23 protein-coding genes and 1 riboswitch are annotated in these 22,238 nt (G+C 69.4%); of the genes, 7 read left to right on the top strand and 16 right to left on the bottom strand.

Annotated elements, in window-relative coordinates; genetic code table 11:
• Positions 1-149: 149 nt before the first annotated feature.
• Together HC031_RS09330 and HC031_RS09325 are read left to right on the top strand one after the other, a co-directional pair.
• Entirely contained in the window at positions 150-320 is a 171-nt protein-coding gene (locus HC031_RS09330) for a hypothetical protein (protein ID WP_167924781.1), read from the top strand.
• A gap of 179 nt (positions 321-499) precedes the next feature.
• Complete coding sequence (locus tag HC031_RS09325) at positions 500-1,315, top strand: alpha/beta hydrolase (protein WP_167924780.1); 816 nt, start codon at positions 500-502, stop codon at positions 1,313-1,315.
• A 292-nt stretch (positions 1,316-1,607) separates the two neighbouring features.
• Here the strand turns inward: HC031_RS09325 and HC031_RS09320 are convergent, their stop codons facing one another.
• Together HC031_RS09320 and HC031_RS09315 are read right to left on the bottom strand one after the other, a co-directional pair.
• On the bottom strand, positions 1,608-1,823 hold the full coding sequence (locus tag HC031_RS09320; RefSeq protein ID WP_167924779.1) for a hypothetical protein: 216 nt from the start codon (positions 1,821-1,823) through the stop codon (positions 1,608-1,610).
• Positions 1,824-2,275: 452 nt separating this feature from the next.
• Positions 2,276-3,274, bottom strand: a complete 999-nt coding sequence (locus HC031_RS09315; protein WP_167924778.1) for a LysR family transcriptional regulator — start codon at positions 3,272-3,274, stop codon at positions 2,276-2,278.
• A 71-nt stretch (positions 3,275-3,345) separates the two neighbouring features.
• On the opposite strand from HC031_RS09315, the gene HC031_RS09310 reads away from it, so the two are divergent.
• Together HC031_RS09310 and HC031_RS09305 are read left to right on the top strand one after the other, a co-directional pair.
• Positions 3,346-4,284 carry an EamA family transporter gene (locus HC031_RS09310; RefSeq protein WP_167924777.1) on the top strand — a complete coding sequence of 313 codons (939 nt, stop codon included), beginning with the start codon at positions 3,346-3,348 and terminating at the stop codon, positions 4,282-4,284.
• 297 nt (positions 4,285-4,581) lie between these two features.
• Positions 4,582-5,646, top strand: coding sequence for an integrase core domain-containing protein (locus tag HC031_RS09305; protein WP_167924776.1), 1,065 nt, complete (start codon positions 4,582-4,584; stop codon positions 5,644-5,646).
• Here HC031_RS09305 and HC031_RS32480 read toward each other — a convergent pair.
• Positions 5,621-5,968: a virulence activator alpha C-terminal domain-containing protein gene (locus HC031_RS32480; protein WP_205862467.1), complete on the bottom strand. Its 348-nt coding sequence runs from the start codon at positions 5,966-5,968 to the stop codon at positions 5,621-5,623. The genes HC031_RS09305 and HC031_RS32480 overlap by 26 nt on opposite strands.
• A 299-nt stretch (positions 5,969-6,267) precedes the next feature.
• Complete coding sequence (locus HC031_RS09295) at positions 6,268-7,182, bottom strand: maleylpyruvate isomerase family mycothiol-dependent enzyme (protein WP_205862466.1); 915 nt, start codon at positions 7,180-7,182, stop codon at positions 6,268-6,270.
• 130 nt (positions 7,183-7,312) lie between these two features.
• Between HC031_RS09295 and HC031_RS09290 the strand changes: the two genes are divergently transcribed.
• Both HC031_RS09290 and HC031_RS32475 read left to right on the top strand, forming a co-directional pair.
• Positions 7,313-8,284 (top strand): integrase core domain-containing protein, encoded by a 972-nt coding sequence (locus HC031_RS09290; protein ID WP_338090569.1) that lies wholly within the window; start codon positions 7,313-7,315, stop codon positions 8,282-8,284.
• A gap of 289 nt (positions 8,285-8,573) precedes the next feature.
• Positions 8,574-8,885: a hypothetical protein gene (locus HC031_RS32475; protein WP_205862465.1), complete on the top strand. Its 312-nt coding sequence runs from the start codon at positions 8,574-8,576 to the stop codon at positions 8,883-8,885.
• Between the two features lie 360 nt (positions 8,886-9,245).
• On the opposite strand, the gene HC031_RS32975 is transcribed toward HC031_RS32475, so the two are convergent.
• From HC031_RS32975 to HC031_RS09235, 11 genes are all read right to left on the bottom strand, one after another.
• A complete protein-coding gene (locus HC031_RS32975; protein WP_167924773.1) occupies positions 9,246-9,791 on the bottom strand; it encodes an OsmC family protein in 546 nt (181 codons plus the stop codon).
• 30 nt (positions 9,792-9,821) lie between these two features.
• Positions 9,822-10,448, bottom strand: a complete 627-nt coding sequence (locus HC031_RS09275) for a VOC family protein (protein ID WP_205862464.1) — start codon at positions 10,446-10,448, stop codon at positions 9,822-9,824.
• A gap of 34 nt (positions 10,449-10,482) precedes the next feature.
• The gene (locus HC031_RS32970) at positions 10,483-11,082 is read right to left on the bottom strand and encodes an alkylhydroperoxidase domain protein (RefSeq protein WP_167924771.1); all 600 of its coding nucleotides are present in this window, start codon (positions 11,080-11,082) and stop codon (positions 10,483-10,485) included.
• Position 11,083: 1 nt separating this feature from the next.
• Positions 11,084-11,689: a CMD domain protein gene (locus HC031_RS32965; RefSeq protein ID WP_167924770.1), complete on the bottom strand. Its 606-nt coding sequence runs from the start codon at positions 11,687-11,689 to the stop codon at positions 11,084-11,086.
• Entirely contained in the window at positions 11,686-12,723 is a 1,038-nt protein-coding gene (locus tag HC031_RS09260) for a putative FMN-dependent luciferase-like monooxygenase (protein WP_167924769.1), read from the bottom strand. The genes HC031_RS32965 and HC031_RS09260 overlap by 4 nt, the downstream gene beginning before the upstream one ends.
• The gene (locus tag HC031_RS09255) at positions 12,720-14,339 is read right to left on the bottom strand and encodes a dipeptide ABC transporter ATP-binding protein (protein WP_167924768.1); all 1,620 of its coding nucleotides are present in this window, start codon (positions 14,337-14,339) and stop codon (positions 12,720-12,722) included. The genes HC031_RS09260 and HC031_RS09255 overlap by 4 nt, the downstream gene beginning before the upstream one ends.
• Positions 14,336-15,196 carry an ABC transporter permease gene (locus tag HC031_RS09250; RefSeq protein WP_167924767.1) on the bottom strand — a complete coding sequence of 287 codons (861 nt, stop codon included), beginning with the start codon at positions 15,194-15,196 and terminating at the stop codon, positions 14,336-14,338. Before HC031_RS09250 ends, HC031_RS09255 begins: the two co-directional genes overlap by 4 nt.
• Positions 15,193-16,137: an ABC transporter permease gene (locus tag HC031_RS09245; RefSeq protein WP_167924766.1), complete on the bottom strand. Its 945-nt coding sequence runs from the start codon at positions 16,135-16,137 to the stop codon at positions 15,193-15,195. The genes HC031_RS09250 and HC031_RS09245 overlap by 4 nt, the downstream gene beginning before the upstream one ends.
• 15 nt (positions 16,138-16,152) lie before the next feature.
• Complete coding sequence (locus HC031_RS09240) at positions 16,153-17,787, bottom strand: TIGR04028 family ABC transporter substrate-binding protein (protein ID WP_167924765.1); 1,635 nt, start codon at positions 17,785-17,787, stop codon at positions 16,153-16,155.
• A 256-nt stretch (positions 17,788-18,043) separates the two neighbouring features.
• Positions 18,044-18,151 (bottom strand): putative leader peptide, encoded by a 108-nt coding sequence (locus HC031_RS34310; protein WP_338090552.1) that lies wholly within the window; start codon positions 18,149-18,151, stop codon positions 18,044-18,046.
• A gap of 100 nt (positions 18,152-18,251) precedes the next feature.
• The gene (locus tag HC031_RS09235; RefSeq protein ID WP_167924764.1) at positions 18,252-19,520 is read right to left on the bottom strand and encodes an aminotransferase class V-fold PLP-dependent enzyme; all 1,269 of its coding nucleotides are present in this window, start codon (positions 19,518-19,520) and stop codon (positions 18,252-18,254) included.
• Positions 19,521-19,551: 31 nt separating this feature from the next.
• Positions 19,552-19,669: riboswitch (SAM riboswitch) on the bottom strand.
• A 430-nt stretch (positions 19,670-20,099) separates the two neighbouring features.
• Between HC031_RS09235 and HC031_RS09230 the strand changes: the two genes are divergently transcribed.
• Positions 20,100-20,255 (top strand): hypothetical protein, encoded by a 156-nt coding sequence (locus HC031_RS09230; RefSeq protein WP_167924763.1) that lies wholly within the window; start codon positions 20,100-20,102, stop codon positions 20,253-20,255.
• Positions 20,256-21,001: 746 nt separating this feature from the next.
• On the opposite strand, the gene HC031_RS09225 is transcribed toward HC031_RS09230, so the two are convergent.
• A complete protein-coding gene (locus HC031_RS09225; RefSeq protein WP_167924762.1) occupies positions 21,002-22,162 on the bottom strand; it encodes an epoxide hydrolase family protein in 1,161 nt (386 codons plus the stop codon).
• Between the last annotated feature and the right edge of the window lie 76 nt (positions 22,163-22,238).

Raw genomic sequence — 22,238 nt, 5'->3', positions numbered from 1 at the left:
CTGGGACCCAGCCCTGAGGCGCGCCGGTGGGTCGAGGGCTGGGCGCTGCGGCCCTCGCTTTGACAAGCCGCAGCGTCCACATGCACCTTTGCTCAGCAGCAACTGGTACGGCCGTCGGCGGTGACGGCCGGTTCGCCCGCTTCTGCGGATTGACCGCAACACTCGCTGCCGGGCTCCTTGGCGAGGGTGTCGGCGTCGCCCTTGACGACGTACACCTCCCAGGGTTCGTCGCCGAGGTGGTCCGGACCGCCTGCGACGACATCCGTGCCCACGTCGAGAAACTCATCAACGACTTCACCTCCGGCCCGGCGCAGCCCTGACCGACGCCTTCCCTCCCGCTCATGCACGACCACCCGGCCCTGAAGCGCAGTCACGACCGCGCCGTGAGCAACACACTCTGGGGCGCATCGGGGCGGTTGAGGTGCCGAACGGGTGGACGGATACAACGCCGACTGACACCCTGAAGGCACCCGGAACCGCTACCCGACGAGGAGCGCCCATGGCCGAGTCGCGTGAATGGACGTACGACGGGACGCAGGGCAAGCTCGCCGCCAGAACTTGGAGCGGGCCGGACCAGCCTACGCACGTCGTGGTCATCGCCCACGGCTACGGAGAACACATCGGCCGGTACGAACGCCTCGCGGGCGCACTGGTCCAAAACGGCGCGGTCGTCTACGCCGTCGACCATGCAGGCCACGGTAAGAGCGAGGGCGAGCCTGTCGTCGTGAGAGACTTCGAGGACATCGTCTCCGATCTCCACCTGCTGGACGAGACGGCTCGGCGCGTACATCCCGACCTACCGGTCGTCCTGCTTGGCCACTCGATGGGCGGCCTGATCGCTGCGCGCTACGCCCAACGCTATGGACACACCCTCGCCGCGCTCATCCTGTCCAGCCCGGTAATCGGCCGCTGGGACGCGGTATCGCAACTGCTCGCCCTCGACGAGATCCCGGACGTACCGCTCGACGTCACCACGTTGTCGCGCGATCCAGCCGTCGGGCAGACCTATGCGGCCGATCCCTTGGTATGGCACGGCCCGTTCAAGCGGACCACACTTGAAGCCCTTCAGCGCGGACTGGAGACGATCGCCCGTGGGCCGAGCGTGGGCGACCTGCCACTGATGTGGATCCACGGTGAGGACGACCAACTCGTACCGATCGATGGAAGCCGCCCAGGGATCGAACACCTACGTGGCTCCCGCTTCGCCGAGCGGACCTACCCGCAGGCCCGCCACGAGTTGTTCAACGAACTGAATGCCGACGACGTCCTCCGCGACGTCACCGAGTTCATCCACGCGCAGGTGACGACTCGCTGACCGACATGCCCAGACCGGCATGACCGACGAACGCTGATCGGTTCCACTGTCCGGTGTGAGCTGCCCGAGCATGCTCAGACGACTTCCTCGGCCACATGACCAACACCTGTACGGTGCCAATACGCGCCGCATGACCTCTGACCTGCGGCTCGGGTGATCGGTCAGGCGGCAAGGTCCTCCACTGCCAGCCCCCTGGATCCGAGAGTTCTCTGTCGAAGTTTGTCAGCCGGCGCGCCCGAGAGCTCGAAACAAACTTCGTAGGCGACTTGTTCGTCGTGGTGAAGCTGTCCAACTACCCCTCCCTGAGCTTGTCGAAGTGCGCGCGGACCACCTCGACGGGAAGTCCCATGCGCACAGCGAGCGTCTCTATCGCCCTGTCCACCGTCTCGGACGTGACGGGGTTGTCGGGCAGGGTTCCGGCGCGACGTAGCGCGTCAGCATTGTTGCCGTCGCGGCGCTTGCTTCCGCGCTTGAGCGGCTCGAGATCCGGCTCTCGGTGCTTGGCCATGCCGAGCAGGTTAGCGATCTTCGAACACTTGTTCCAGAGGCGTTTTCGCTAGTGGGCCGTTCAAGGGCAGCAAGCGTGCCTCTGAGCTGCAATTTCTCTCCGGCGCTTCCGGGCGGAGCGGGAGCGCGGAGCGGGAGCACAGTGTCGAGGCAGGTGAGACAGCGACCATCACCGTCTCCGGTCGCCCCGCCGCCGTGCTCAGTCCGGTCACGTCACACACTTGGCGACGGTGGGAGGACGTCAGCGACGCGTTCGAAGCGTCAGCCGTTCCCGACCAGGAAGGCGACCAGGGCCTGCTCGAGCACGGCCTACGCGACCTGTGGGAGCAGCAAGGAGCCGAGCGGTGCTCGACAACAGCCTGCTGATCGACCCCACCCGCACCGAATCCCCGGGAGCGCGCCGAACACCTGAACTTCTGGCCCTCCGAGCCCCTCGCAGGCGGCGGTGGGAGTTCAACCCGACAGATGGCTCAGCAGTAGACCTCGGCGGTCGTTCTCGCTGACGTCGTGGCCGGGACTGCTGAGCGGTCGTCCGTGGCTGTCGATCCCGGCGGCCACGTCGGCGAGCTCGTCGAGCACCCGCCGAACCACCAGGCGCTCGGCCCGGTCGCGACGCACGAGCGCGTCCACCCGTCGGCCCGCGCGCACTCCGCTGATCGGCAGCAGCCGGACGCCGGGGTGGCCTCCGGCGCTGTAGCGGGGCAGCAGGGAGACGCCGTGCCCAGCCGCGACTAGCGCCTCGACAACGCTGAAGTCGTTGATCCGGTGGGTGATCCGCGGCGCGGTTCCGGTGTGGGCGGCGATCGCGGTGAGCACGATGGCGACCGGGAAGCCCTCACGCACCGTGATCCAGTCCTGGTCGGCCAAGTCCTCGAGCCGGACGTGGGGACGCTCGGCGAGCGGATGGTGCAGGGCCACCGCCACGTCCAGCGGCTCGCGCAGCAGCGGCACCACGCGCAGCGGCACGCCGTCGGCGTTCCAGTCCACACCCTCCTCCGGGCCCTCGTCCGGCCGGTGGGCGATGACGACGTCGACGCGGTCGGTGAGCGCGGCGAAATCGGCCTGGGCGACGTCCTCGTCGGAGCACTCCAGGGCGATCCCGCCGAGCCGCTGAACCCGGGTGAGCAACTCGGGCAGCAGCAAGCGGGCGCCGCTCTGGAACGCCGACACCCGGACGGTTCCGGTCGGCTGGTCCAGGAAGACCTCGCAGGCGGCGCGGGCCCGCTCGACAGCCAGCACCACGTCGTCGGCCGCAGTGGCCAGCGCCTCGCCGGCGGGTGTCAGGCGCACGCCGCGCCCGACGCGCTGCGTGAGGGCGACCCCCACCTCCCGGGTCAGCGCCGCCAGCTGCTGGGACACCGCCGAGGGGGTGAGGTGCAGCACCGCGGCGGCCGCGGTGACACCGCCCTGGGTGCGTACCGCTCGCAGCACCTCCAACGCTCGAAGATCCATGAAGCGAAACTACACCGACATGAGCAGAATCGTTGATGGTGCTGAACAGTCGGGGCTGCGAAGCTCGAGGCATGCCAGCCCGGGACCGCCTGCTCGCCCTCACCGTCGCCGCCCTCTGGGGGCTGAACTTCCCGGCGATCCACCTGTCCCTCCAGCAGTTCCCGCCGTTCTTCCTCGCCGCGCTCCGGTTCGCGGTCATCGCCGTCCCCACGGTGCTCCTGGTCCGGCGTCCGGCGGTGCGGTGGCGGTGGCTGCTCGGCTACGGAGCCGGATTCGGCATCCTGCAGTTCCTGTTCCTCTACCTTGCGATGTCCATTGGGATGCCCTCGGGGCTCGCCTCGCTGGTCCTCCAGTCGTCGGCCCCGTTCACGGTGGTCCTCGCAGGTACGCTCCTGCGTGAGCGGCTGACTGCCCGTCAGACCGTCGGCGTCGGCCTCGCGGTGGCGGGGCTGGCCGGCATCGCGGTGCACCGCGGCGAACTTGGTGGCGGCGCCATGCTCCTGCCCGTCCTGCTCACCCTCTGCGGCGGCCTCGGCTGGGCGCTGGGCAACCTGAGCAACCGCCTCGCGCAGACGTCCGAGCCGTTCCGGCTGACACTCTGGATGAGCGTCGTCCCACCGCTGCCGCTGCTAGCGGTCTCCCTGGTGGCCGAGGGTCCGGCGCGCATCACCTCATCTATGACCACGCTGGCCGACCGCCAGGGCGTACTGGCGCTGGGCGGCCTGGCCTTCACGGTGCTGGCCGCGACGCTGGCCGGTTCGGGGATCTGGACCGCCCTGATGAGCCGCCACCCGTCGAGCGGCGTGGCGCCCTTCTCGATGCTCGTCCCGGTCATCGGGATCGGCGCCTCACGGCTGTTGCTCGGAGACCCCGTGTACCCGGTCGAGCTGGTCTGCGGGGCGGTCGTGGTCGCCGGGGTCCTGCTGGGTACCGGTGCCCGACCGGCACGGCGCGTGCGCCGCGATGCGGCCGAGGAGGGTGCGTCGGTCCCGACCATGCCGATCCCGTAGGCCTGTGGGCGAGCGAGGGGCCATATGGGTGCCTCACGGGCGGCAGCCAAGCCCTGCCCCACCGACAGCGGCGCCGAGATTGGCACACGCAACTCTTGGCTCACGCAACTTCTCTGCCATTTCCGTGCAACTGCTCAGCTGTACGCGACCGGCGTGACCACCAGCGGGCTCGGCAGCCCGGGCACATCCGTCGCCGGCGTACTCGTCGGTGCTCGTGTGGGGCTCGAGAATTGAGTTACGTCGGTTGACCTGCGGTTCGGCACATGCTCGACGCCGACGTACCCGACGATGGAGGCCATGAGCGCGTCGCTTGTGTACTTGCTGCTGCGCCAGGTCCTGCAGATGTTGACCCAGCTCGCCCGCGACGGCGGGGCCAAGGACGTGGAGCTCCTGGTGCTCCGCCATCAGGTGGCGGTACTGCGCCGCCAGGTGCACCGCCCTGATCTGCAACCGGCCGATCGGGTGGTGCTGGCGGTGTTGTCGCGGCTGCTGCCCCGCCCACGATGGTCGGTATTCTTCGTCACCCCGGCGACGCTGCTGCGGTGGCACCATGAGCTGGTCGCCCGACGGTGGACGTACCCGCATACCCGGCCCGGCCGGCCACCGATAAGCAAGCAAATCCGTGACCTGATACTGCGGCTGGCCGCCGAGAAGCCCACCTGGGGCCACCGGCGCATCCAGGGTGAACTGCTCGGTCTGGGCTACCGAGTGGCGGCCAGCACGGTGTGGAAAATCCTGCACAACACCGGTATCGACCCGCCACCGCGACGGTCCGGACCAACCTGGAGACAGTTTCCGCCCGCCCAGGCACACACGATCCTGTCCTGCGATTTCTTCACGGTCGACACGGTGTTCCTCAAACGGGTCTACGTACTGTTCTTCGTCGAGATCGCCACCCGCCAGGTCCACGTGATCGGGGTGACCGCCCACCCGACTGGCGCCTGGGTAGCCCAGCAGGCACGCAACCTGCTCATGGACCTCGACCAACGTGCGGCATGCCTACGGTTGCTGCTCCGCGATCGGGACACGAAATTCACGGCGGCCTTCGGCGCCGTGTTTACTGGGGCCGGCATCGACGTGATCAAGACTCCGCCGCAAGCGCCTCGGGCGAATGCGTTCGCCGAACGCTGGGTCGGCGCCGTACGCCGGGAGTGCACCGACCGGATGCTCATCGTCGGCGAGCGGCACCTGGCGGCCATGCTCGCCGAGCACACCTCGCACTACAACGGTCACCGTCCACACCGTTCGCTCGGCCAGCAGCCACCCAACCCGTTACCGCACGTCGCTGACCTGAACGCCGCCCGGATCCAACGACGGCCGATCCTCGGCGGGCTGATCAACGAGTATGCGCAGGCAGCGTAGGCGAGCCGAATTTACGAGCCCGACAACGGCCGCCGTTGTCGTCCGACAGCGTCACCGTGGGCCGGGTCGTCCCGGGGTCGCCGGCGAGTTGTGGCCCCAGCCCGTCCAGCCAGCGGATCGTCGCCCGTGCCATGGCGATCCCGTACCCGAGGGTCGCGAGCACAAACGGATCCGCGCCCGACTCACATCGCCGGTCACGGCCGCGGAGGTATCCGGCCAGCAGTTCGGCCTGCTGGCGGCGTTGCTCGAGGAGCATCGACGCGAGCCGGTCGGCGCCGATGTGGCGGCCCAGCACGACGAACAGCAACAGCGGCATCCGCATGGTGGCACTGTCGGGCCCGCCGGCGGCCCAGTCGGAGAACGCCTGCCGTCCGGCATCCGTGATCGTGTACGGCCGGACGTCGCGCCGCCCCCACGGGTCCGGGCGCGACCAGGCCGTGCTCAGTCATGTAGGACAGCTCCCGATAGACCCGGCTACGGGTCAGCGACCAGAATGGCCCGATGGTCTGCTCCGCCCGGGCAACCAGATCCCGGCCGGTCTGCGGGCCGTCGTGCAGGAAGCCCAGCAACGATTCCGCGGTTGAGTTGATGTTGACCTCGCTCACCGGAGCGCCCGGCCGGTCACGGGTTCAGGAACAGGCTTCGAAACCGCAGCCCGAGCCAGGGCCGACGACCGTAGGAGATCACCTGGCCGGTGGTGAGCGCGCGCCACACCGACATCCGGTTGAATCCGATAAGCAGCGCAGCGCCCGCGGACAGGGATATCACACAGTCGACCTGGCGTTCGGTGGACGGGGCGGGCGCGCTGCGCGCGGCACCGTCGGACATGTGCAGCACGAAGCTTCGCCCGCCACGGATACGAAGCTCGAACGTGGCGGTGAGCCCGCGGGTGGCCTCCGGGTCGACCAGCAACGGCAGCATCTCGGACATAACCGTCGGCGCGGCGAAGACGGCCGCGGCGTCGGGCACCCGGGGATCGCCGCCCAGAGCAAGAGCGAGGTCGCGGCCGTGCACGAGGGTCTCACTCACGCCGATCGCCCCAAGCGTGGCGACATAGCGCGTGACGCCAGGACCGTACCAGGGCGCGGGTCGGGCCACCTCCAAGTCCGGGCTCGCCGACAGCGCGTCGGCCAACTCCGACGCGCCCGCCGCAAGCGCGTAGGCCGCGTCCGACGGCTTGTCGAAGTTGACCTCTTCGACCATCCGCGCGTTCGTCGCGGCCAGCACTTCGGGCAGGGTGTCGCCGTCGCCGATCGCGCTTTCGAACTCGGGCCCGAACGGCTCCCCGCGCACCGTGCCGGCGAATGCTCGGTAGACCACGCACAGGTGCCCAGCGAGCTGGCCGGCGGTCCAGGCGAGCCCGGGCACCGCGGCGTTGAGCCGCTCGGCGCGCCGCACCATCGTGACGACCCGGCGGCTCTCGCGCCGCAAGGTGTCGACGAGCACGTCCCGATCCGGGGCCGCAGTCATCATGGCGAGCAGTCTGGCGGCACCGCGCGTCTGCCGCAAGACCTGTCTAAATGGGAGCAGACGCAACGCGTGACGATGCCGTCGGGCATCATCATGATGCGTGTCGCTGCGTCTAATCTACCGCGTGTTTTGCCATGTTGCCGGTTGGCTCGCACTCCTCGCCCGCACCAGCGCAGCCAAAGATGTAGAGATCTTGGTGCTTCGTCACGAGAACGCCGTCCTACGCCGGCAGAACCCGAAGCCCCGGCTGGACTGGGCCGACCGAGCGGCGCTCGCCGCCCTGATTCGGCTCCTCCCCCAGGCACTGAAAAGACACCGCCTGGTCACCCCGAGCACGGTCATGCGCTGGCATCGGCGGCTGGTCGCCCGACACTGGACCTATCCGCACCGGTCCGGTCGGCCGCCGATCGCACCGGCCCTCGTCGCAATCGTCGGGCAGATGGCCCGAGACAACCCCGGCTGGGGCTACCAGCGCATCCAAGGCGAGCTGCTCGGCCTCGGACACCGCGTGAGCGCATCCACGATCCGCCGGATCCTCAAACGACTCGGCATCCCGCCAGCGCCGGTACGCTGCGACCACACCACCTGGCGGCGCTTCCTTGCCGCCCAGGCGTCGACCATGCTCGCCTGCGACTTCTTCCACGTGGACTGCGCGCTCACCCTCCAGCGCCTGTACGTCTTCTTCGTCCTCGAAGTCGGCAGCCGCTACGTGCACATCCTCGGCGTCACCGCCAACCCCGACGGGGCCTGGACCACCCAGTCCGCCCGCAACCTGCTCATGGACCTGGGCGAACGCGCCGACCAGTTCACCGTCCTCATCCGCGACCGGGCCGGGCAGTTCACCGCCGCCTTCGACACCGTGCTCGCCGATGCCGGAATCACCGTCTGCAAGATCCCACCACGCAGCCCACGGGCCAACGCCTACGCCGAAAGGTTCGTCCTCACCGCCCGCACCGAGGTGACCGACCGCAGGCTCATCCTCGGCGAGCGACATCTACGTCGAACACTCGACGAATATGCCCGTCACTACAACGGACGCCGCCCACACCGGGCCCTGCAGTTGCAGCCGCCACGGTCCGACCGACCCGCCGTCGACCTCACCCACGAACGGATCAGGCTTCGATCAGTCCTCGGCGGGCTCATCACCGAGTACGAACGAGCCGCATAGAACTGCAGGTGACCCACAATGCCAGAGTTTTGATACCCCACAGGCTCGACGGCGGCGGCTACTGGTGACGACGACGTAACCGGCACAGCCGCGATCGACAGTTACCGTGGGAGCAAAACTGCTCCCACAAGAAAAAGATCGTCGATCTGTAAGATCGACGATCAATGCCCTGACCTGCAGTTTTGGTGGGCGATACTGGGTTTGAACCAGTGACCTCTTCCGTGTCAACGAAAATCCGATCATGCCCTGACCAGCACAAACACAAGAACCCGCAGGTCACGCCCAGACGATGCGAGCAGTTCAACCCGGTCGGACGCCGTTCAACGCCGTTGGAAGCGCCCCGCTGCTCCCATTCTGCTCCCCCACCCTCGTCCCGGTCCAGCCCGGGTGTTGTGCGGCGAGTCCGACCCGTGGTCGGCTGTCGCCGCGGGACCGCGCCCGGCAGTTCACCGCCGCCTTCGACGCCGTACTCACCGACGCCGGCATCACCGCCTGCAAGATCCCACCGCCGCAGCCCGCGCGCGTACGCGTACGCGTAGATCTCATCACGGACGTCCGGTACGGCTTCCACCCCACCGGCGCCGGCGGGCCCTGTGTCTAGTAGCGCACTCGCTTTCGTTTGTGCGTCGGCGGCGGCCTCGGCCCGAGCGGCTGCCTCCTGTGCCTGTTGAGCGAGGGCGTGAGCGTTCGCAGCCGCTTGCTCGGCGGTGGTGGCGTCACGGTCGGCCTGGGCCGCCGTGTCGCGAGCGCTCGCAGCGTCCCTCTCGGCGCCCGCCCGCAGACGACGCCGCGGCCTGGATCGCCGGCGCGGTACCCGACGACTGGTTCACCGACGCCCCTCCCTTCGCCAGGATCGCGCCGGTCGACCCAGGCTCCGGCGCGGTGTCGGTAGGCGTGCCGGTGCCCAGCACGGTGGCGCGAGCCGGTCGACGCCCTCACCGATGCGCAACCGGGTGACCGGTCACGCCGTCCGGTGCTGCCCCCCTTCCGCGGAGCCCGTCCGGACCACCGAGCCGTTGATCTCCTGAGGATTACGGAGCAGGTTCAGAATCGGGCATACCCGCTGCACCTCGGCGTGCAGGCGGGCCAGGTCCTCGTCCGAGGCGGGCGAGGAAACTTCTACCTGGTAGCGGAAGTTTTGCGGGTAGACCGGCACCTCGGTGTTGCCCGGTTCCTGGGCGCGCGGGTCGTACTCGGCCTGCACATCGACCGCGAGCGAGTCGAGCGGGATCTCCAGTTCCGCAGCCTTGATCAGGAAGATGTGCGTCACGCAGCTGCCGAGCACGCCGGCCTGCAGTTCCGGTGAGCCGGGGCCGAGGTCGTAGCCGGCGAAGTTCGGGCCGCTGTCGCTGATGATCTGGAAGTCACGGATCCGGATCCGCCGTATGCCGCTGCGTCCCTCGGCGGTGACCCGCGCGTGCAGGGGGACGGTACCCCGGTTCGGGGCCGCGCGGCGGGCGGTCAGCGCTGCCCGTTTCTGGGACAGGTATTCACGAAGGTTGCTCACGCTTCTGCTTTCGTTAGAAGTTGCGGGTTGTCAGCGCAGCGTCACGGGGCCGCGCGGGGTGTCGAGCAGCGCCTCCAGCGCGGCCCGCGGTCCGGCGGTCACTTCGAGCTCGACACCGACCGCGGCGAGATAGCGGCGCACCGCCGTGGGATCGGGATGGGTGGCCGTGAGGGAGGTGAGCCCCAGCTGCGGCAGCCGAGAAGAGGCGGGGTGTTCGGCGCCGGTCCAGTCGATCAGGAACGGCACCAGGCCGTCCGCGCCGCGTTCCGTCCGTCGGGTGAGTCGCCACGACAGCAGAACTCCGTCGGGTCTGCGGCGCGACAGCGGCTGGATCTCGCCGGGGTCGTACCCGTGTTCGCGGGCGAGGCTCACCGCGTTCTCGATGTCGTCGGTGTGCACCGCCCAGGTCGCCAGGCGCGGTTCGGTCAGGGTGTCCAGCCCGAAGGTCGCGGGCCGGTCGGTGGCGTCGGCCTCCGGGTCCGGGCCGAGGATTTCCAGGTACGAGGTCGGTCCGAACCCGACGAGGTAGTTGGCGGTGCCGCTCGGGTGCCGGCCACCGGGGACCGGGCTGACTCCGGTGCGTACTGTGAAGTCCGCGACAGCGGCGGCGAGGTCGGGCACCGTGTAGACGATGTGGTCGAGCTGAGGTTCGGTCACGTGACTTCCCTTTCGTGGGAGGTGTCGGTCGCGCTCAGGCGGCCGGTGGCGTCGGTTCCCCGAGGGAGAGCATGAGCCGGTTGGCCCAGTTGAAGAAGGCGGCGGCATGCAGCAGGTCGCTGATCGCCAGGTCGTCGAGGCCGGCCGCGCGCAGGGCGTCGATGTGCTCGGTGGTGAGTGCTGCCGGGGTGGCCGTGAGCGCCACCGCGGCGTCGATGATTGCCCGCCAGCGCTCGTCCTGCGGTGCGAGGACGCCCTCGTCGAGCAGCCGCTGCACGTCGTCGTGCCGCTTGGAGTAGTGCGAGGCGAACCGGGCGTGCACGGAGGCGCAGAACACGCAGCCGTTGTGCCGTGAGGTCGCGGCCGCGGCGAGCTCCCGCTCTGCCCGGGGCAGCCCGCCGTCGGCGTTGTAGAAGATGTCGTTGTCGGTCTTCGTCCGCGCCTGCAGGATCTCCGGGTCACGGGCGAGCAGCCGGAAGTACGGCGATTTGGCGCGCGCCTTGTCGACCAGCGCCTCCCGGTGCAGATCGGTGAGTTCTTCCTCGATCAGCGGTGCGAGCCAGGGCTCCCAGCCCAGTTGGTCGGTGGTGAAAGCGAACGGGCGCTCGGCGGCGGAACGGTCGAGAACGCTCACGTCAGGCTCCTTTCCGGGGCGCAGCGGCCAGGAGCCGCAGGCCCACGACGGCGCGTACCTGGAAGCTGAGAAAGGCGACGAGTTGCGACAGGGTCACCACGTCGGTGGCGCTCCAGTCCGCGTCGGCAAGCGCCTGCAGGGCTTCGGGGCTGGATTCGCGGGGACGGAACACCAGCAGGTGGGCGTGTTCCAGCGCGGCGGCGAGCCGCGCCCCGAGGGCGTCCGGTCCGGCCGCCCGGTAGACCGGTCCGGCCACGCTCTCGGCCGCGAGCGGGCCCGCCGCGGGATAGGCGCCGTAGGGTCCGGTGGTCCGGCCGGCTTCAATCTCGTTGGCGATCGGTGCGGCCAGCTCCGGTGCCTGCTCGGCCAGCCGGGCGGCGTAGAAGGCGGCGGTGGCGGCGTCCTGGTGCAGGCCGGTCACGAACGCCGCGACGGCCAGCCGCTCGGCTGCGCTGAACCCGCCGGGACGGCGCGGGGCGAAGAGCGCCTCGAAGCTGGCCTGTGCGTTGCTTCTGGCCTCCGGTCGCTGGCTGCGTACCCGGTCGAGGTGGGAGCCGGGATCAATGCCGGCCAGGTGGTCGATGACGTCGGTGATGGAGGTGCTCATGCCCTGCTCAGTTCGGTTGACGGGGTGGCGGTGGTCTGCGGCGCCCAGCCGAGTGCGGGCGCGACCTCGGTCGCGAGCAGCTCGATCGAGCGGAGGATGTGGGGGTGCGGCGGGTCGACCGAGTGCACCTGGAAGACCAGGTCGGTTGACCGCTGGAGGGTCGGGTCGGCCCGCAGGCTGGCGATGACGTCCTCCGGGGTTCCGACGTGGACGTCGAAGGCGGCGATGAGCTGCTCGAGACCGCCGTCCGGCACCGGGTGACCTCGCTCCTTAAGTTGCCGGGCGGCGCGGCCCAGCCCCGCCTCGGCCAGGCGCAGCGCCTCGGCGCGGCTGTCGGCGACGAACGCGGTACGCGAGGTCATGATCCGGGGTGTCCTGCCGTCCGGCAGGTTGTCGTAGTAGGCGTCCACAATGGGCCGCTGGATCTCGCCCAGCGTCGCGTGGGGGGCGTCCTCGGTGCGTGGCTGGGTGCGCGAGAGCATCAGCCCGTGGCCGGCTCTGCCCGCACGTACTCCCCCGCTCACCGAGAAGGTCGCCTCCCAGACGGCGCCGAGCAGGCGTGGTGCCGCCGGGTAGAGATGGTTGCCCTCGCCGCTGAGGGAGCGCCCCGCCCAGGCGTGGATGAGTACCGCCAGATGCTCGGCGTAGATGGCCGAGCGGTTGGCGCTGTCGTGCCCGAACGCACTGAACGATGAGGGGGTGCCACCGTTACCGACGCCGATTTCGAGACGGCCGCCGCTGAGCAGGTCGAGCACCGCGGCGTCCTCGGCGACGCGTACCGGGTTCTCCAGCGGCAGCGTGATGATGCCGGTGCCGAGCCGGATCCGGCTGGTCCGCGCGGCGACGTGGCTGAGGAACACCAGCGGCGCGGGCAACCCGCCCTCGGCCTCGTTGAAGTGGTGCTGAGCCACCCAGGCGGAGTCGAATCCGTACGCCTCGGCGTGGCGGATCTGCTCGGTCGCCAGCCGATAGCGCAGATCCGCCGGTCCGTCGTCGAGCAGCCGGGTGAAGAACCCGAGTCGCAGCCGGTTCATGCTGCCTGCTCCGCTCCAGCGCCGGGTACAGCGGCCAGCAGCTCGCCGGTGTAGGCGTGTTGTGGTGCATGGAAGACCTGCTGTGTGGTTCCAGTTTCCACGATGCGTCCCTTTCTCATGACCGACACGGTGTCGGAGATCTGCCGCACCACCGCGAGGTCGTGCGAGATGAACAGGTAGGTGAGCCCGAGGTCGCGCTGCAGTCCGTCGAGCAGGTCGAGGATCTGCGCCTGCACGGTCACGTCGAGCGCGGAGACCGCTTCGTCGAGCACGATCACTTCGGGGTCCACTGCCAGCGCTCGGGCGATCGCGACGCGCTGACGCTGGCCGCCGGACAGTTCGCGTGGCCGGCGGTCGTATGCGGCCTGCGGCAGGGCGACCCGGTCGAGCAGTTCCCTGACCCGCTTGCTGCGGCCGGCCCGGTCGGCCAGCCGAAAGTTGCGCAGGGGTTCGGCCACGATGTCGCCGACGGACTCCCGGGGGTCGAGCGAGCCGGCCGGGTTCTGGTAGACGAGTTGCACGCGGCGGCGAAACCGGCGCAGCGCCTCGCCGCGCAGCCGGGCCACGTCGGTGCCGTCGATCGTCACCGAACCGGAGGTGGGCGTGGCGAAGCGGACGATCATGCGTGCCGTTGTCGTCTTGCCGGACCCTGACTCACCGACGAGGGCGTGCGTGGTTCCCCGCCGTACCTCGAACGAGACTCCGTCAACCGCCCGGAACGGCTTGCGCCCTATCCGGTACTCCTTGACGAGGTCCCGAACGGTGATCGCGGACGGCTGCTCGTCCGCGGCCGGGGTGTGCGCCGGAGGGCGGGCGTCGCGGAATCGCCGCGGTGTCAGCGAGGGTGCGTCCTGCAGCAGCTTCCTGGTGTAGTCGGCTTGCGGGCCGGCCAGGACCGCACGGGTGGTGCCCTGCTCCTCGACCTGTCCGTTGCGCATCACGACGAGACGGTCCGACCGGTCAGCGGCGACGCCGAGGTCGTGGGTCACGAGGAGCACGGCAGTGCCGAACTCCCGACGGAGGTCGTCGATGAGGTCGAGGATGCGCCGTTGCACGGTGACATCGAGGGCGCTGGTCGGCTCGTCGGCGATGATGAGCCGCGGTCGCAGGGCGATGGCGCCGGCGATGAGGACCCGCTGGCGCATCCCGCCGGACAGCTCGTGCGGGTACTGCCGGGCGCGCATCTCCGGATCGGACAGGCCGACCCGGGTGAGCAGTTCGATCACCTGGCGGGCGATGGTACGGCGGTCACCGCGCTTGTGGATGCGCAGCGTCTCGCCGATCTGCGCGCCGATCGTCTTGACCGGGTTCAGCGAGCTGGTCGGGTCCTGTGGAATGAGGCCGATCTGGGCGCCGCGGACCGACTCCAACCGCTTCGACGACCAGCCGGCGATGTCCGTGCCGCCCAGCAGGATCTGGCCGGAGTCGACGGATCCGTTGCCGGGCAGCAGACCGATGATCGCATGAGCGGTGGTCGACTTGCCGGAGCCGGATTCGCCGACGACCGCGACAACCTCACCCGGTTCGACGGTGAAGGAGATCCCGCTGACCGCCTGGTGGACCTGGTTGCCGGTGCGGTAGGCGACGGTCAGATCGCGTACCTCGAGCAGGCTCATCGGTCCTCCCTGCTGATCGAGCGGCTGATGCGGCCGGCGGCGACCACGACCAGGACGACGACCAGGCCCGGCAGCGTGGTCAGCCACCACGAGGTGGCCAGGTAGTTTCGCCCTTCGGCGATGAGCAGCCCCCACTCCGGGTCCGGCGGTTTCGCGCCGTAGCCGAGGAAGCTGAACGTGGAGATGGCCAGGATCGCGGAGCCGAACTGCACCGCGGCGAGCGCCACAACGGGACCGAGCGAGTTGGGTAGCACGTGCCGGCGCAGCACGGTGAAGAACCGGCCGCCGCTGCCGAACGCGGCCTCGACGTAGTCGGTGCGCCGCACGCGTACCACCTCGGATCGGGTCAGCCGGGCGAAGGCCGCCACCGAGCCGATGCCGACGGCGATCGCCACGTTGGTGGTGCCGGCGCCGAGCAGGATGATGGCCGTCAGCGCGAGCAGCAGCCCGGGTACCGCGAGCAGGACGTCGACCACCCGCATGACCAGTTCGTCGAGCAGGCCGCCGACCGATCCGGCGAGCAGGCCGAGCAGGGTGCCCACGACGAGGCCCACCGCCACAGCGACGAACCCACCGGACAGCGAGCGGGCCGAGCCGTGCACGACCCGGGCGAGGAGATCCCGACCCAGGGCGTCCGTGCCGAACAGATGCGCCGCGCTCGGCGCCTGGAGCTTCTCCGCCGGTACGCCGTTGATCGGATCGTGCCCGGTGAACAGGCCCGGCACGGTCGCCCACAGCACGGCGACGGCGATCGCGAGCCAGGCGAGCATCAGCCCGGCGGGGGGAAGGCGCAGCGATAGCCCGGTGCGGGCCGGCGACGTCGGCTGGAGAACGTCGATGCCGGATTGGGCGGTCATGCGGTGACACCAACCTTCGCGGCCAGTCGTGGGTCGAGGACGGGATACAGCAGGTCGACCACGAGGTTGACCAGGACGAACACGGTTGCCGAGAGCACCACGATGGCCAGCATCACCGGGGTGTCCTGAACGGCGACCGCCTGCTCGGTGAGCCGGCCGATGCCGTTGCGGCCGAAGACGGTCTCGGTCACCACCGACCCGGCGATGAGTTCACCGAAGGTCACCCCCGCGATCGTCAGCGTCGGCAGCAGCGCGTTGCGGGCGACGTGCCGCCACAGGATCCACCGCTGTGACGCGCCCTTGGCTGCCACCACCGCGACGAACGGTTGTGCCTGGACCTGGTCGAGGCTGCGAGCCAGGACCTGGGCCAGCGGCGCCGAGATCGGTACGGCGAGAGTCAGCACCGGCAGGATGAGCTGCTCGAACCCGGTGCCGCCGATGACGGGTACCAGTTTGAGCTGGAACGAGAACACCTGGATCAGCACGATGCCCAGCCAGAAGGTGGGCACCGAGACGAACAGCGACGGCAGCGCCAGCAGCGCACCGCGGATCCAGGCGAACCGGCTGTAGCTGGACACGAAGGCGATCGTCACGGCGATCAGCACGGCGACGAGGAAGCCGAGGGTGGCGAGCTTGGCCGTCGCCGGCAGGCCCTCTGCCAGCCGGTCGAGCACCGGTGTGCCGGTGTCGATCGAATAGCCGAAGTCGCCGTGCAGGAACCCGAGCAGCGTGTGGACGTACCGGACGATGGCCGGCGCGTCGCTGCCGTACAGCCGGCGGATCTCGGCGATCTGGTCGGGTGAGAGCCCGAGTTCGGGGTTCTGGAACTTGATCAGAATGGAGTCGCCCGGCAACAGTTGCAGCAGCACGAAGCCGGCGGTGAAGGCGGCCCACAGCACGAGCACCGCCTGCCCGACCCGCAGAGCGAGATACCTGGTCATGAGCCGCCGCCCGCCCTACTTGTCCTTCTTGGACAGCCACACGTCGTAGAAGCTGGGTCGCGCGACCGCCTCGAAGCTGACGCCGTGCACGTACGGCGCGGCGCCGTACACCTGCGGCTCCTCGAACAACGGGATCGCGTAGCCCTGGTCCACCACGTACCGCTGGATCTCGGCGACCTTCGCGTTGCGCGCATTCGCGTCGACGAGCGCGGACTGCTCCTCCAGCAGCCGGTCGAGCTGCGCGTCGTTGGACAGCAGCACGTCCCGGTTCCTGGTGTGGAACTGGCTCTTGATGACGTCCTGGTCAGCCCGGCCCACCATCGAGTGGACGAGGGGCGTCTTCTCGGCGTCCTTCAGCGCCGCCGCCTGGGTGCCGGAGTCAGCCTGCCGGACGTCGAGCTTCACTCCGATCTTCGTCCACTGCTGGGCGACCAGTTCAAGGGTCTGCTTCGACAGCGGTTGCGGGCCGGACACGAAGACGCTCAGTTGGAGCTTGCGGCCGCCCTTCTCGCGGATACCGTCGGCGCCCCGGACCCATCCGGCCTGGTCGAGCAGACTGTTGGCCTTGGCGGGGTCGTAGCCGAGCTGCGCGGACAGGTCGACGTAGCCGGCGGCGAGCTTGCTGAGCACCGAGGTGGCCACCGGGTAGCTGTCGGTAAAGAGTGTCTCGACGACCTCCTTGGCGTCGGTGCCCGCCTGCAGGGCCTTACGAACATTGACGTCCTGCAGGATGCTGTTGGCCGGTCGCAGGTAGAGACCGTTGTTGACGCCGCGGGTCGGCTCGGCGTAGATGCGGTAACCCGCGGCCTTGACCGTCGCCTCGTCGTACGCCTGCACATAACGCACGTAGTCGGCCTGCCCGGAGGTGAGCGCACCCACCCGGACGTTGTCCTCGGGAGTCACGATGATCTTGATCTTGTCGAGGTATGCGCGCCCCTGGTGGGCGAAGGACGGGGGCGCCCAGCTGTAGTCCTTGCGGGCGACGAGGTCGATCTCCTTGTCGACGACCTGGTTGGCCACCGTGAACGGGCCCGAGCCGACGACGTTCTTGAGCTGGCACTGCTCCTCGTACGGCAGTGAGATGGTCTTCTTTGACACGAGACCGGCCCCGATGACCGAGGTGCCCTGCAGGAAGCCGGGCGACGGCTTGTTGAAGTGGAACTTCACCGTGCTCTTGTCGATGACCTCGCTGCGCGCGTAGTTGTTGACGAACTCCGCCACCGGAAGCTTCAGTTCCTTGTTACCGAGGCCGTAGACGTCGAAGTTCGCGGCCACGGTCTCGGCGTCCAGCGGGCTGCCGTCGCTGAAGGTCACGCCGTCGCGCAGGTGGAAGGTGTACTCGGTCGCGTCCGCGTTGATCTCCCAGGACTTCGCGATCCAGGGCTCGATCTTGAGCGTCTTCGGGTCTTGCCAGGTGAGCTTGTCGGTGAGCTGGTTGAGCACCCCGCCGTTCGGATAGAAGCCCGCGGCCGGCAGGTAGAGGCAGCTCGGCGGCTGGTGCTCCAAGTAGGTCAGCGTGCCGCCGTAGACGGGCTGGCCGGCGTCGCCCGCGTCGGACGCGGCATTGGCCGAGCAGGCGGCGAGCAGGCCGATCGTGGCGAGGGCGGCGACCCCCGCGCGCAGCGTCGACCGCAGTCTGGTTCGTGGCATGGATGATGGCCTTTCGATTTTCTACGGGGCAGCCATTGGGCAGCGTTGCGCAGCCGCGACCTGGGCGGGGCCGAGGCCGGGAACGGAGCCTGTACCCATGGCGTGTGCCGTGCGGCACGGACCACGGGTCCAGGGGATGGGGATGAGCCGGAGGATCTGGCGGTCAGAGTGCGCTCCCGCGCGACAGCGCTGCCTGCCGGGCGCAAGCCGGAGTACCGGCCTCGGGTCCGGCCATCGAGCGGCCGGATCTGGTGACCTAGGCCGGACAGAGCGCGCTGGAGATGCGCATCAGATCGACGTGACGCCGCGCAACCAGGCAGGTCATGAGACCCAGCCTCGTCGGGTGGTCACTGCGGATGATCATGGCTTGGAATATATCCTATTGGTTTAGTATGGATCAAGGATGCCACCCTGGGACACCGGTCACGTGAACGCCACGCCACGGCTAGGGCCTCACCGCGCGACTACGACACGCCGACCAGGTCCCGCAGCCCGGCGAGCAGTCGGTCGACGTGCTCGACGGTGGTGCCGATGCCGATGCTCGCCCGTACCGCACCGCGGGCCACCGGCCGGCCCAGGCGCGCGGACGCCTCGCCGAGCAGCCGGCGGGTCAGCGGATGCGCACAGAACAGGCCATCGCGGACGCCGATACCGTGCCGGCGGGCGAGGTGGGCGGACACCTCTGGGGCGGCCACACCAGCGACGACGAAGCTGACGATGCCGACCCGGTCGTGGTCGGCGGCGAAGGTACGCAGTTCCGCCACGCCGGGCAGGCCCGCAAGCCCCGCGCGAAAGCGAGCCAGAAGCTCGTTCTCGTGCGAGGTCAGCGCATCCCGGTCGGCGGCGGCGATGTCGGCGCAGGCGGCGGCGAGCGCCACCGCGCCGAGCAGGTTCGGGGTGCCGGCCTCGTGTCGGGCCGGCCCGACGTGCCAGTCCACATCGCACAATGCGTCGCCGACACGTGCGGACGCGCCGCCGCCGGCCAGGTACGGCGGCGCGGCGTCGAGCCAGTCGGCCCGCCCGGCGAGCACCCCGGCCCCGAACGGGGCGTACAGCTTGTGCCCGGACAGCGCGAGGTAGTCCACGCCCCACTCGGCGAGGGAGACCGGCCGGTGCGGGGCGAGCTGCGCGGCGTCGACGGCGATCCGGTCGCCGAACCGGTGCGCCACCTCGGCCAGCGCCGCGATCGGCCACACCTCGCCGGTCACGTTCGACGCGCCGGTGACCGTCACCAGGACCGGGCCGTCGAGCCGCCCGAGCGCCTCCGCTAGGGCGTCGACGGCGGCGGCCGGGGAGTCGGGCACGGGCAGCCGTACCGTGCGCGGCCAGGGCAGCAGGTTGGCGTGGTGCTCCCCCGCCCAACCGACGACGGTCGCGCCGGCCGGCAGGCAGCGGGCCAGCAGGTTCAACGCGTCGGTGGTGTTACGAGTGAAGACCACGTGGTCACCCGCGCGGGCGCCGACGAAGTCGGCGACGGTCTGCCGGGCCTGCTCGTAGGCCAGCGTGCAGCGTTGCGACGCCGCCCCGGCGCCCCGATGCACGCTGGAGTACCAGGGCAACAGCTCATTGACCGCAGTCGCCGCCACGGTCAGGCAGGGCGCGGTCGCGGCGTAGTCGAGGTTGACGTGGTCGACGGTACGACCGTCGGCGAGCCTCACCGGCAGCCGGTCGCCGAGCACGACCGGGCCGGTCCGAGCAGTGTGGACGATGGAGCTGGCGAACGTGGCAACCATGATGAATCCCTCCGGACTCAGGACCCCGGAGGATCCGCGCTTGCCCGAGCGCGGACACGCGCGGGCCTGGTCTTCACCCGGGGCACCCCACCGCGAACAACGAGGGTTGCCGGCCAGCAAGCCGGGGCTTGACGCTGGCGCTCGTGACCTTCAGCAATATCCTATAAAAACAATAGGTTTGATGGGCAATGCTCGGGAGCAGTGCGCTTGATCACTCCAGCCAGGCAATTCCCCGCCCTCACGCTCCCGCTGAGAGCGCGGCAGCGATGGGCCACCGGAACCGGCTGTCAGCGAGCTGGCGCCTTTGTCGAACGCCGTCGGCTACTGCCGTAAAGGTGGACCCGCTCGTCGCTGTCGCGGTCAGGTCTGGCCAGCAGGAACAGGTCCGTACTGGCCGGCGCGTTGGCCACCTGGATGGCCTCTGGTCGCCGCATTCGTCCTCATCATCCAACCCGAAGCCGTCACCCGGTACGCGGCCCGAGCGGACACTCGGTCGACCGCCACCAGCTCGCCGCAGCCACGGCCAGCCGGTCGTCGCGCCGACGCCACCACACTCCGTCCAGCCTCCACCCGCCGGCCATGATTATCGTCCGGTACGGCGACCAAATCCGCCAGCGCCTGGACCACCAACTGCCCGGCATCCGCGGCGTTTACGCCCACGCCACCGAACCCATGCAGGCGCCGCTACTGGCAGCCCTGCAAGACCGCTGGCTCGACAGCGGCGGCCACTGGTGACCACGGCGTAACCGATACACCCCCGACCAGCAGTTACCGTGGGAGCAAAACTGCTCCCACAAGCAAAAGATCGCCGATCCGTAAGATCGGCGATCAATGCCTTCACCTGCAGTTTTGGTGGGCGATACTGGGTTTGAACCAGTGACCTCTTCCGTGTCAAAAACGAAAATCCGATCATGCGCTGACCAGCACAAACACGAGAACCCGCAGGTCACGCCGAGACGATACGAGCAGCTCGGCCCGGTCGAACGCGATTCAGCGCCGTTGGACGCGCCCCGCTGCTCCCATTCTGCTCCCCTACCGTCGGCCGCCGCAACGCCTTCGAGCTTGGCGCACCGTCATCTTCCATCCCGCGCCCCGCGGCCGAAGCACGGCGTAAACGCAAGCACAACGCGGCCGGCGGTGGGCCAGGCGAGATTCCTGTTCACCGAGGACCTTGACATCATTGGCAACCTGCCGAGTCCCTGATCCAGCTCAGGAAACACCCCTTTGATCAAGTCAGAGCGACACCGGGTGGGCAGCCTGCCGCAGCTCTACTGACCGCCGAGGACACCTCACCGCCGTCTTCGCACCAAAGCCGTTTGATCGGCAGTCCCCCCACGGCCCGACCGACCCGCCGGTTACTTCACCCATGAACGGAACGGACGTCGATTCGTCCTCGAGGGGCTCGTCACCGAGTACGAACGAGCCGCGTAGAACTGCAGGTCACCCACGATGCCAGGGTTTTGACACCCCACAGGTATGTGTCAGCGCATGGTGCGGAAGGCGCGCCGGATCTGGTCGACGAACAGTTCCGGCTGTTCGAACGCGGCGAAATGGCCGCCACGGGGAAGCTGTTCATAGAAGCGAAGATCGGAGCAGTACCGCTCGCACCAGCGCCGCGACGGACGGAAGATTTCGCGTGGGAACACCGACACACCGACCGGCACGGTGAGGAGCCCGGGATCGGGCCCGTGGGCCGACGGCCGGCCGAAGCCGTGCTCCCAGTAGATGCGGGCCGAGGACGCGGCTGTGGCGGTGTGCCAGTACACGCTGATGTTGTCGAGCATCTGGTCGCGGCTGAGCGCGGCGAGGGGATCACCGTCGTGGTCGGTCCAGGCCCAGTACTTCTCGGCGATCCAGGCGCACTGGCCTACCGGGGAGTCGGCCAGCCCGTAGCCGACGGTCTGCGGTCGGGTCGCCTGTTCGACGGCGTAGCCGCTGCCCCATTCCCGGTGGTGGGCGGCGTCGGCCAGGCTCTGCCGCTCGAAATCCGTCAGGTCGTCGGAGGCGAACTGGTCGCGGCGGGCCATCGGGAATAAGTTGAGGTGGATGCCCACCATGCGTTCGGGTTGCTGCGCCGCCAGCGCGGCGGTCACGATCGCGCCCCAGTCGCCGCCCTGTGCGCCGAACCGCTCGTAGCCCAACCGGGTCATGAGCGTCGCCCAGGCGCGTGCGATCCGCGCCGGACCCCAGCCCGGCTGCGTCGGTCGGGCGCTGAACCCGAAGCCGGGCAGCGACGGGCACACCACATGGAACGCATCGCCCGCCTCGCCGCCGTGGGCGACCGGGTCGGCCAGCGGCTCGACAACCTCGAGGAACTCCACCACCGAACCTGGCCAGCCGTGCGTGAGGATCAGCGGCAACGCATCCGCGTGGGGTGAGCGCCGATGCAGGAAGTGAACGTTCAGGCCGTCCAGTTCGGTGGTGAACTGCGGCAGCGCGTTGAGCTGGGTCTCCAGGCGTCGCCAGTCGTATCCGTTCTGCCAGTACCCGCACAGGTCTCGCAGCCAGTCCAGCGGTACACCCTGGCTCCAGTCGGCAACCGTCGCCGGCTCCGGCCACTGGGCGCGACCCAGGCGCTGCCGCAGATCGTCGAGCGCATCCTCGGCAACGCTGACCCGGAACGCGGCCAGCTCAGCGGTCATGCTGCCACCGTACGCCGGAACCCGGCCACCACCGTGCCCCTCGGGCGCTCTTCACCTGGCGCGGGTGACCGGAACC

It is taken from the genome of Planosporangium thailandense (assembly GCF_011947195.1).
In the GTDB taxonomy this organism is placed as follows: domain Bacteria; phylum Actinomycetota; class Actinomycetes; order Mycobacteriales; family Micromonosporaceae; genus Planosporangium; species Planosporangium thailandense.
Note: the sequence above shows the minus strand (reverse complement) of the source record. Positions and strands in the feature narration are given on the sequence as shown.

Bases quoted from the DNA above. Each gene is read 5' to 3' on its own strand.
- HC031_RS09325 (WP_167924780.1), top strand. From the start codon at position 500: ATGGCCGAGTCGCGTGAATGGACGTACGACGGGACGCAGGGCAAGCTC.
- HC031_RS09320 (WP_167924779.1), bottom strand. From the start codon at position 1,823: ATGGCCAAGCACCGAGAGCCGGATCTCGAGCCGCTCAAGCGCGGAAGC.
- HC031_RS09315 (WP_167924778.1), bottom strand. From the start codon at position 3,274: ATGGATCTTCGAGCGTTGGAGGTGCTGCGAGCGGTACGCACCCAGGGC.
- HC031_RS09310 (WP_167924777.1), top strand. From the start codon at position 3,346: ATGCCAGCCCGGGACCGCCTGCTCGCCCTCACCGTCGCCGCCCTCTGG.
- HC031_RS09305 (WP_167924776.1), top strand. From the start codon at position 4,582: ATGAGCGCGTCGCTTGTGTACTTGCTGCTGCGCCAGGTCCTGCAGATG.
- HC031_RS32480 (WP_205862467.1), bottom strand. From the start codon at position 5,968: ATGCGGATGCCGCTGTTGCTGTTCGTCGTGCTGGGCCGCCACATCGGC.
- HC031_RS32475 (WP_205862465.1), top strand. From the start codon at position 8,574: ATGCGAGCAGTTCAACCCGGTCGGACGCCGTTCAACGCCGTTGGAAGC.
- HC031_RS32965 (WP_167924770.1), bottom strand. From the start codon at position 11,689: ATGAGCACCTCCATCACCGACGTCATCGACCACCTGGCCGGCATTGAT.
- HC031_RS09260 (WP_167924769.1), bottom strand. From the start codon at position 12,723: ATGAACCGGCTGCGACTCGGGTTCTTCACCCGGCTGCTCGACGACGGA.
- HC031_RS09255 (WP_167924768.1), bottom strand. From the start codon at position 14,339: ATGAGCCTGCTCGAGGTACGCGATCTGACCGTCGCCTACCGCACCGGC.
- HC031_RS09250 (WP_167924767.1), bottom strand. From the start codon at position 15,196: ATGACCGCCCAATCCGGCATCGACGTTCTCCAGCCGACGTCGCCGGCC.
- HC031_RS09245 (WP_167924766.1), bottom strand. From the start codon at position 16,137: ATGACCAGGTATCTCGCTCTGCGGGTCGGGCAGGCGGTGCTCGTGCTG.
- HC031_RS09240 (WP_167924765.1), bottom strand. From the start codon at position 17,787: ATGCCACGAACCAGACTGCGGTCGACGCTGCGCGCGGGGGTCGCCGCC.
- HC031_RS34310 (WP_338090552.1), bottom strand. From the start codon at position 18,151: ATGATCATCCGCAGTGACCACCCGACGAGGCTGGGTCTCATGACCTGC.
- HC031_RS09235 (WP_167924764.1), bottom strand. From the start codon at position 19,520: ATGGTTGCCACGTTCGCCAGCTCCATCGTCCACACTGCTCGGACCGGC.
- HC031_RS09230 (WP_167924763.1), top strand. From the start codon at position 20,100: ATGATTATCGTCCGGTACGGCGACCAAATCCGCCAGCGCCTGGACCAC.
- HC031_RS09225 (WP_167924762.1), bottom strand. From the start codon at position 22,162: ATGACCGCTGAGCTGGCCGCGTTCCGGGTCAGCGTTGCCGAGGATGCG.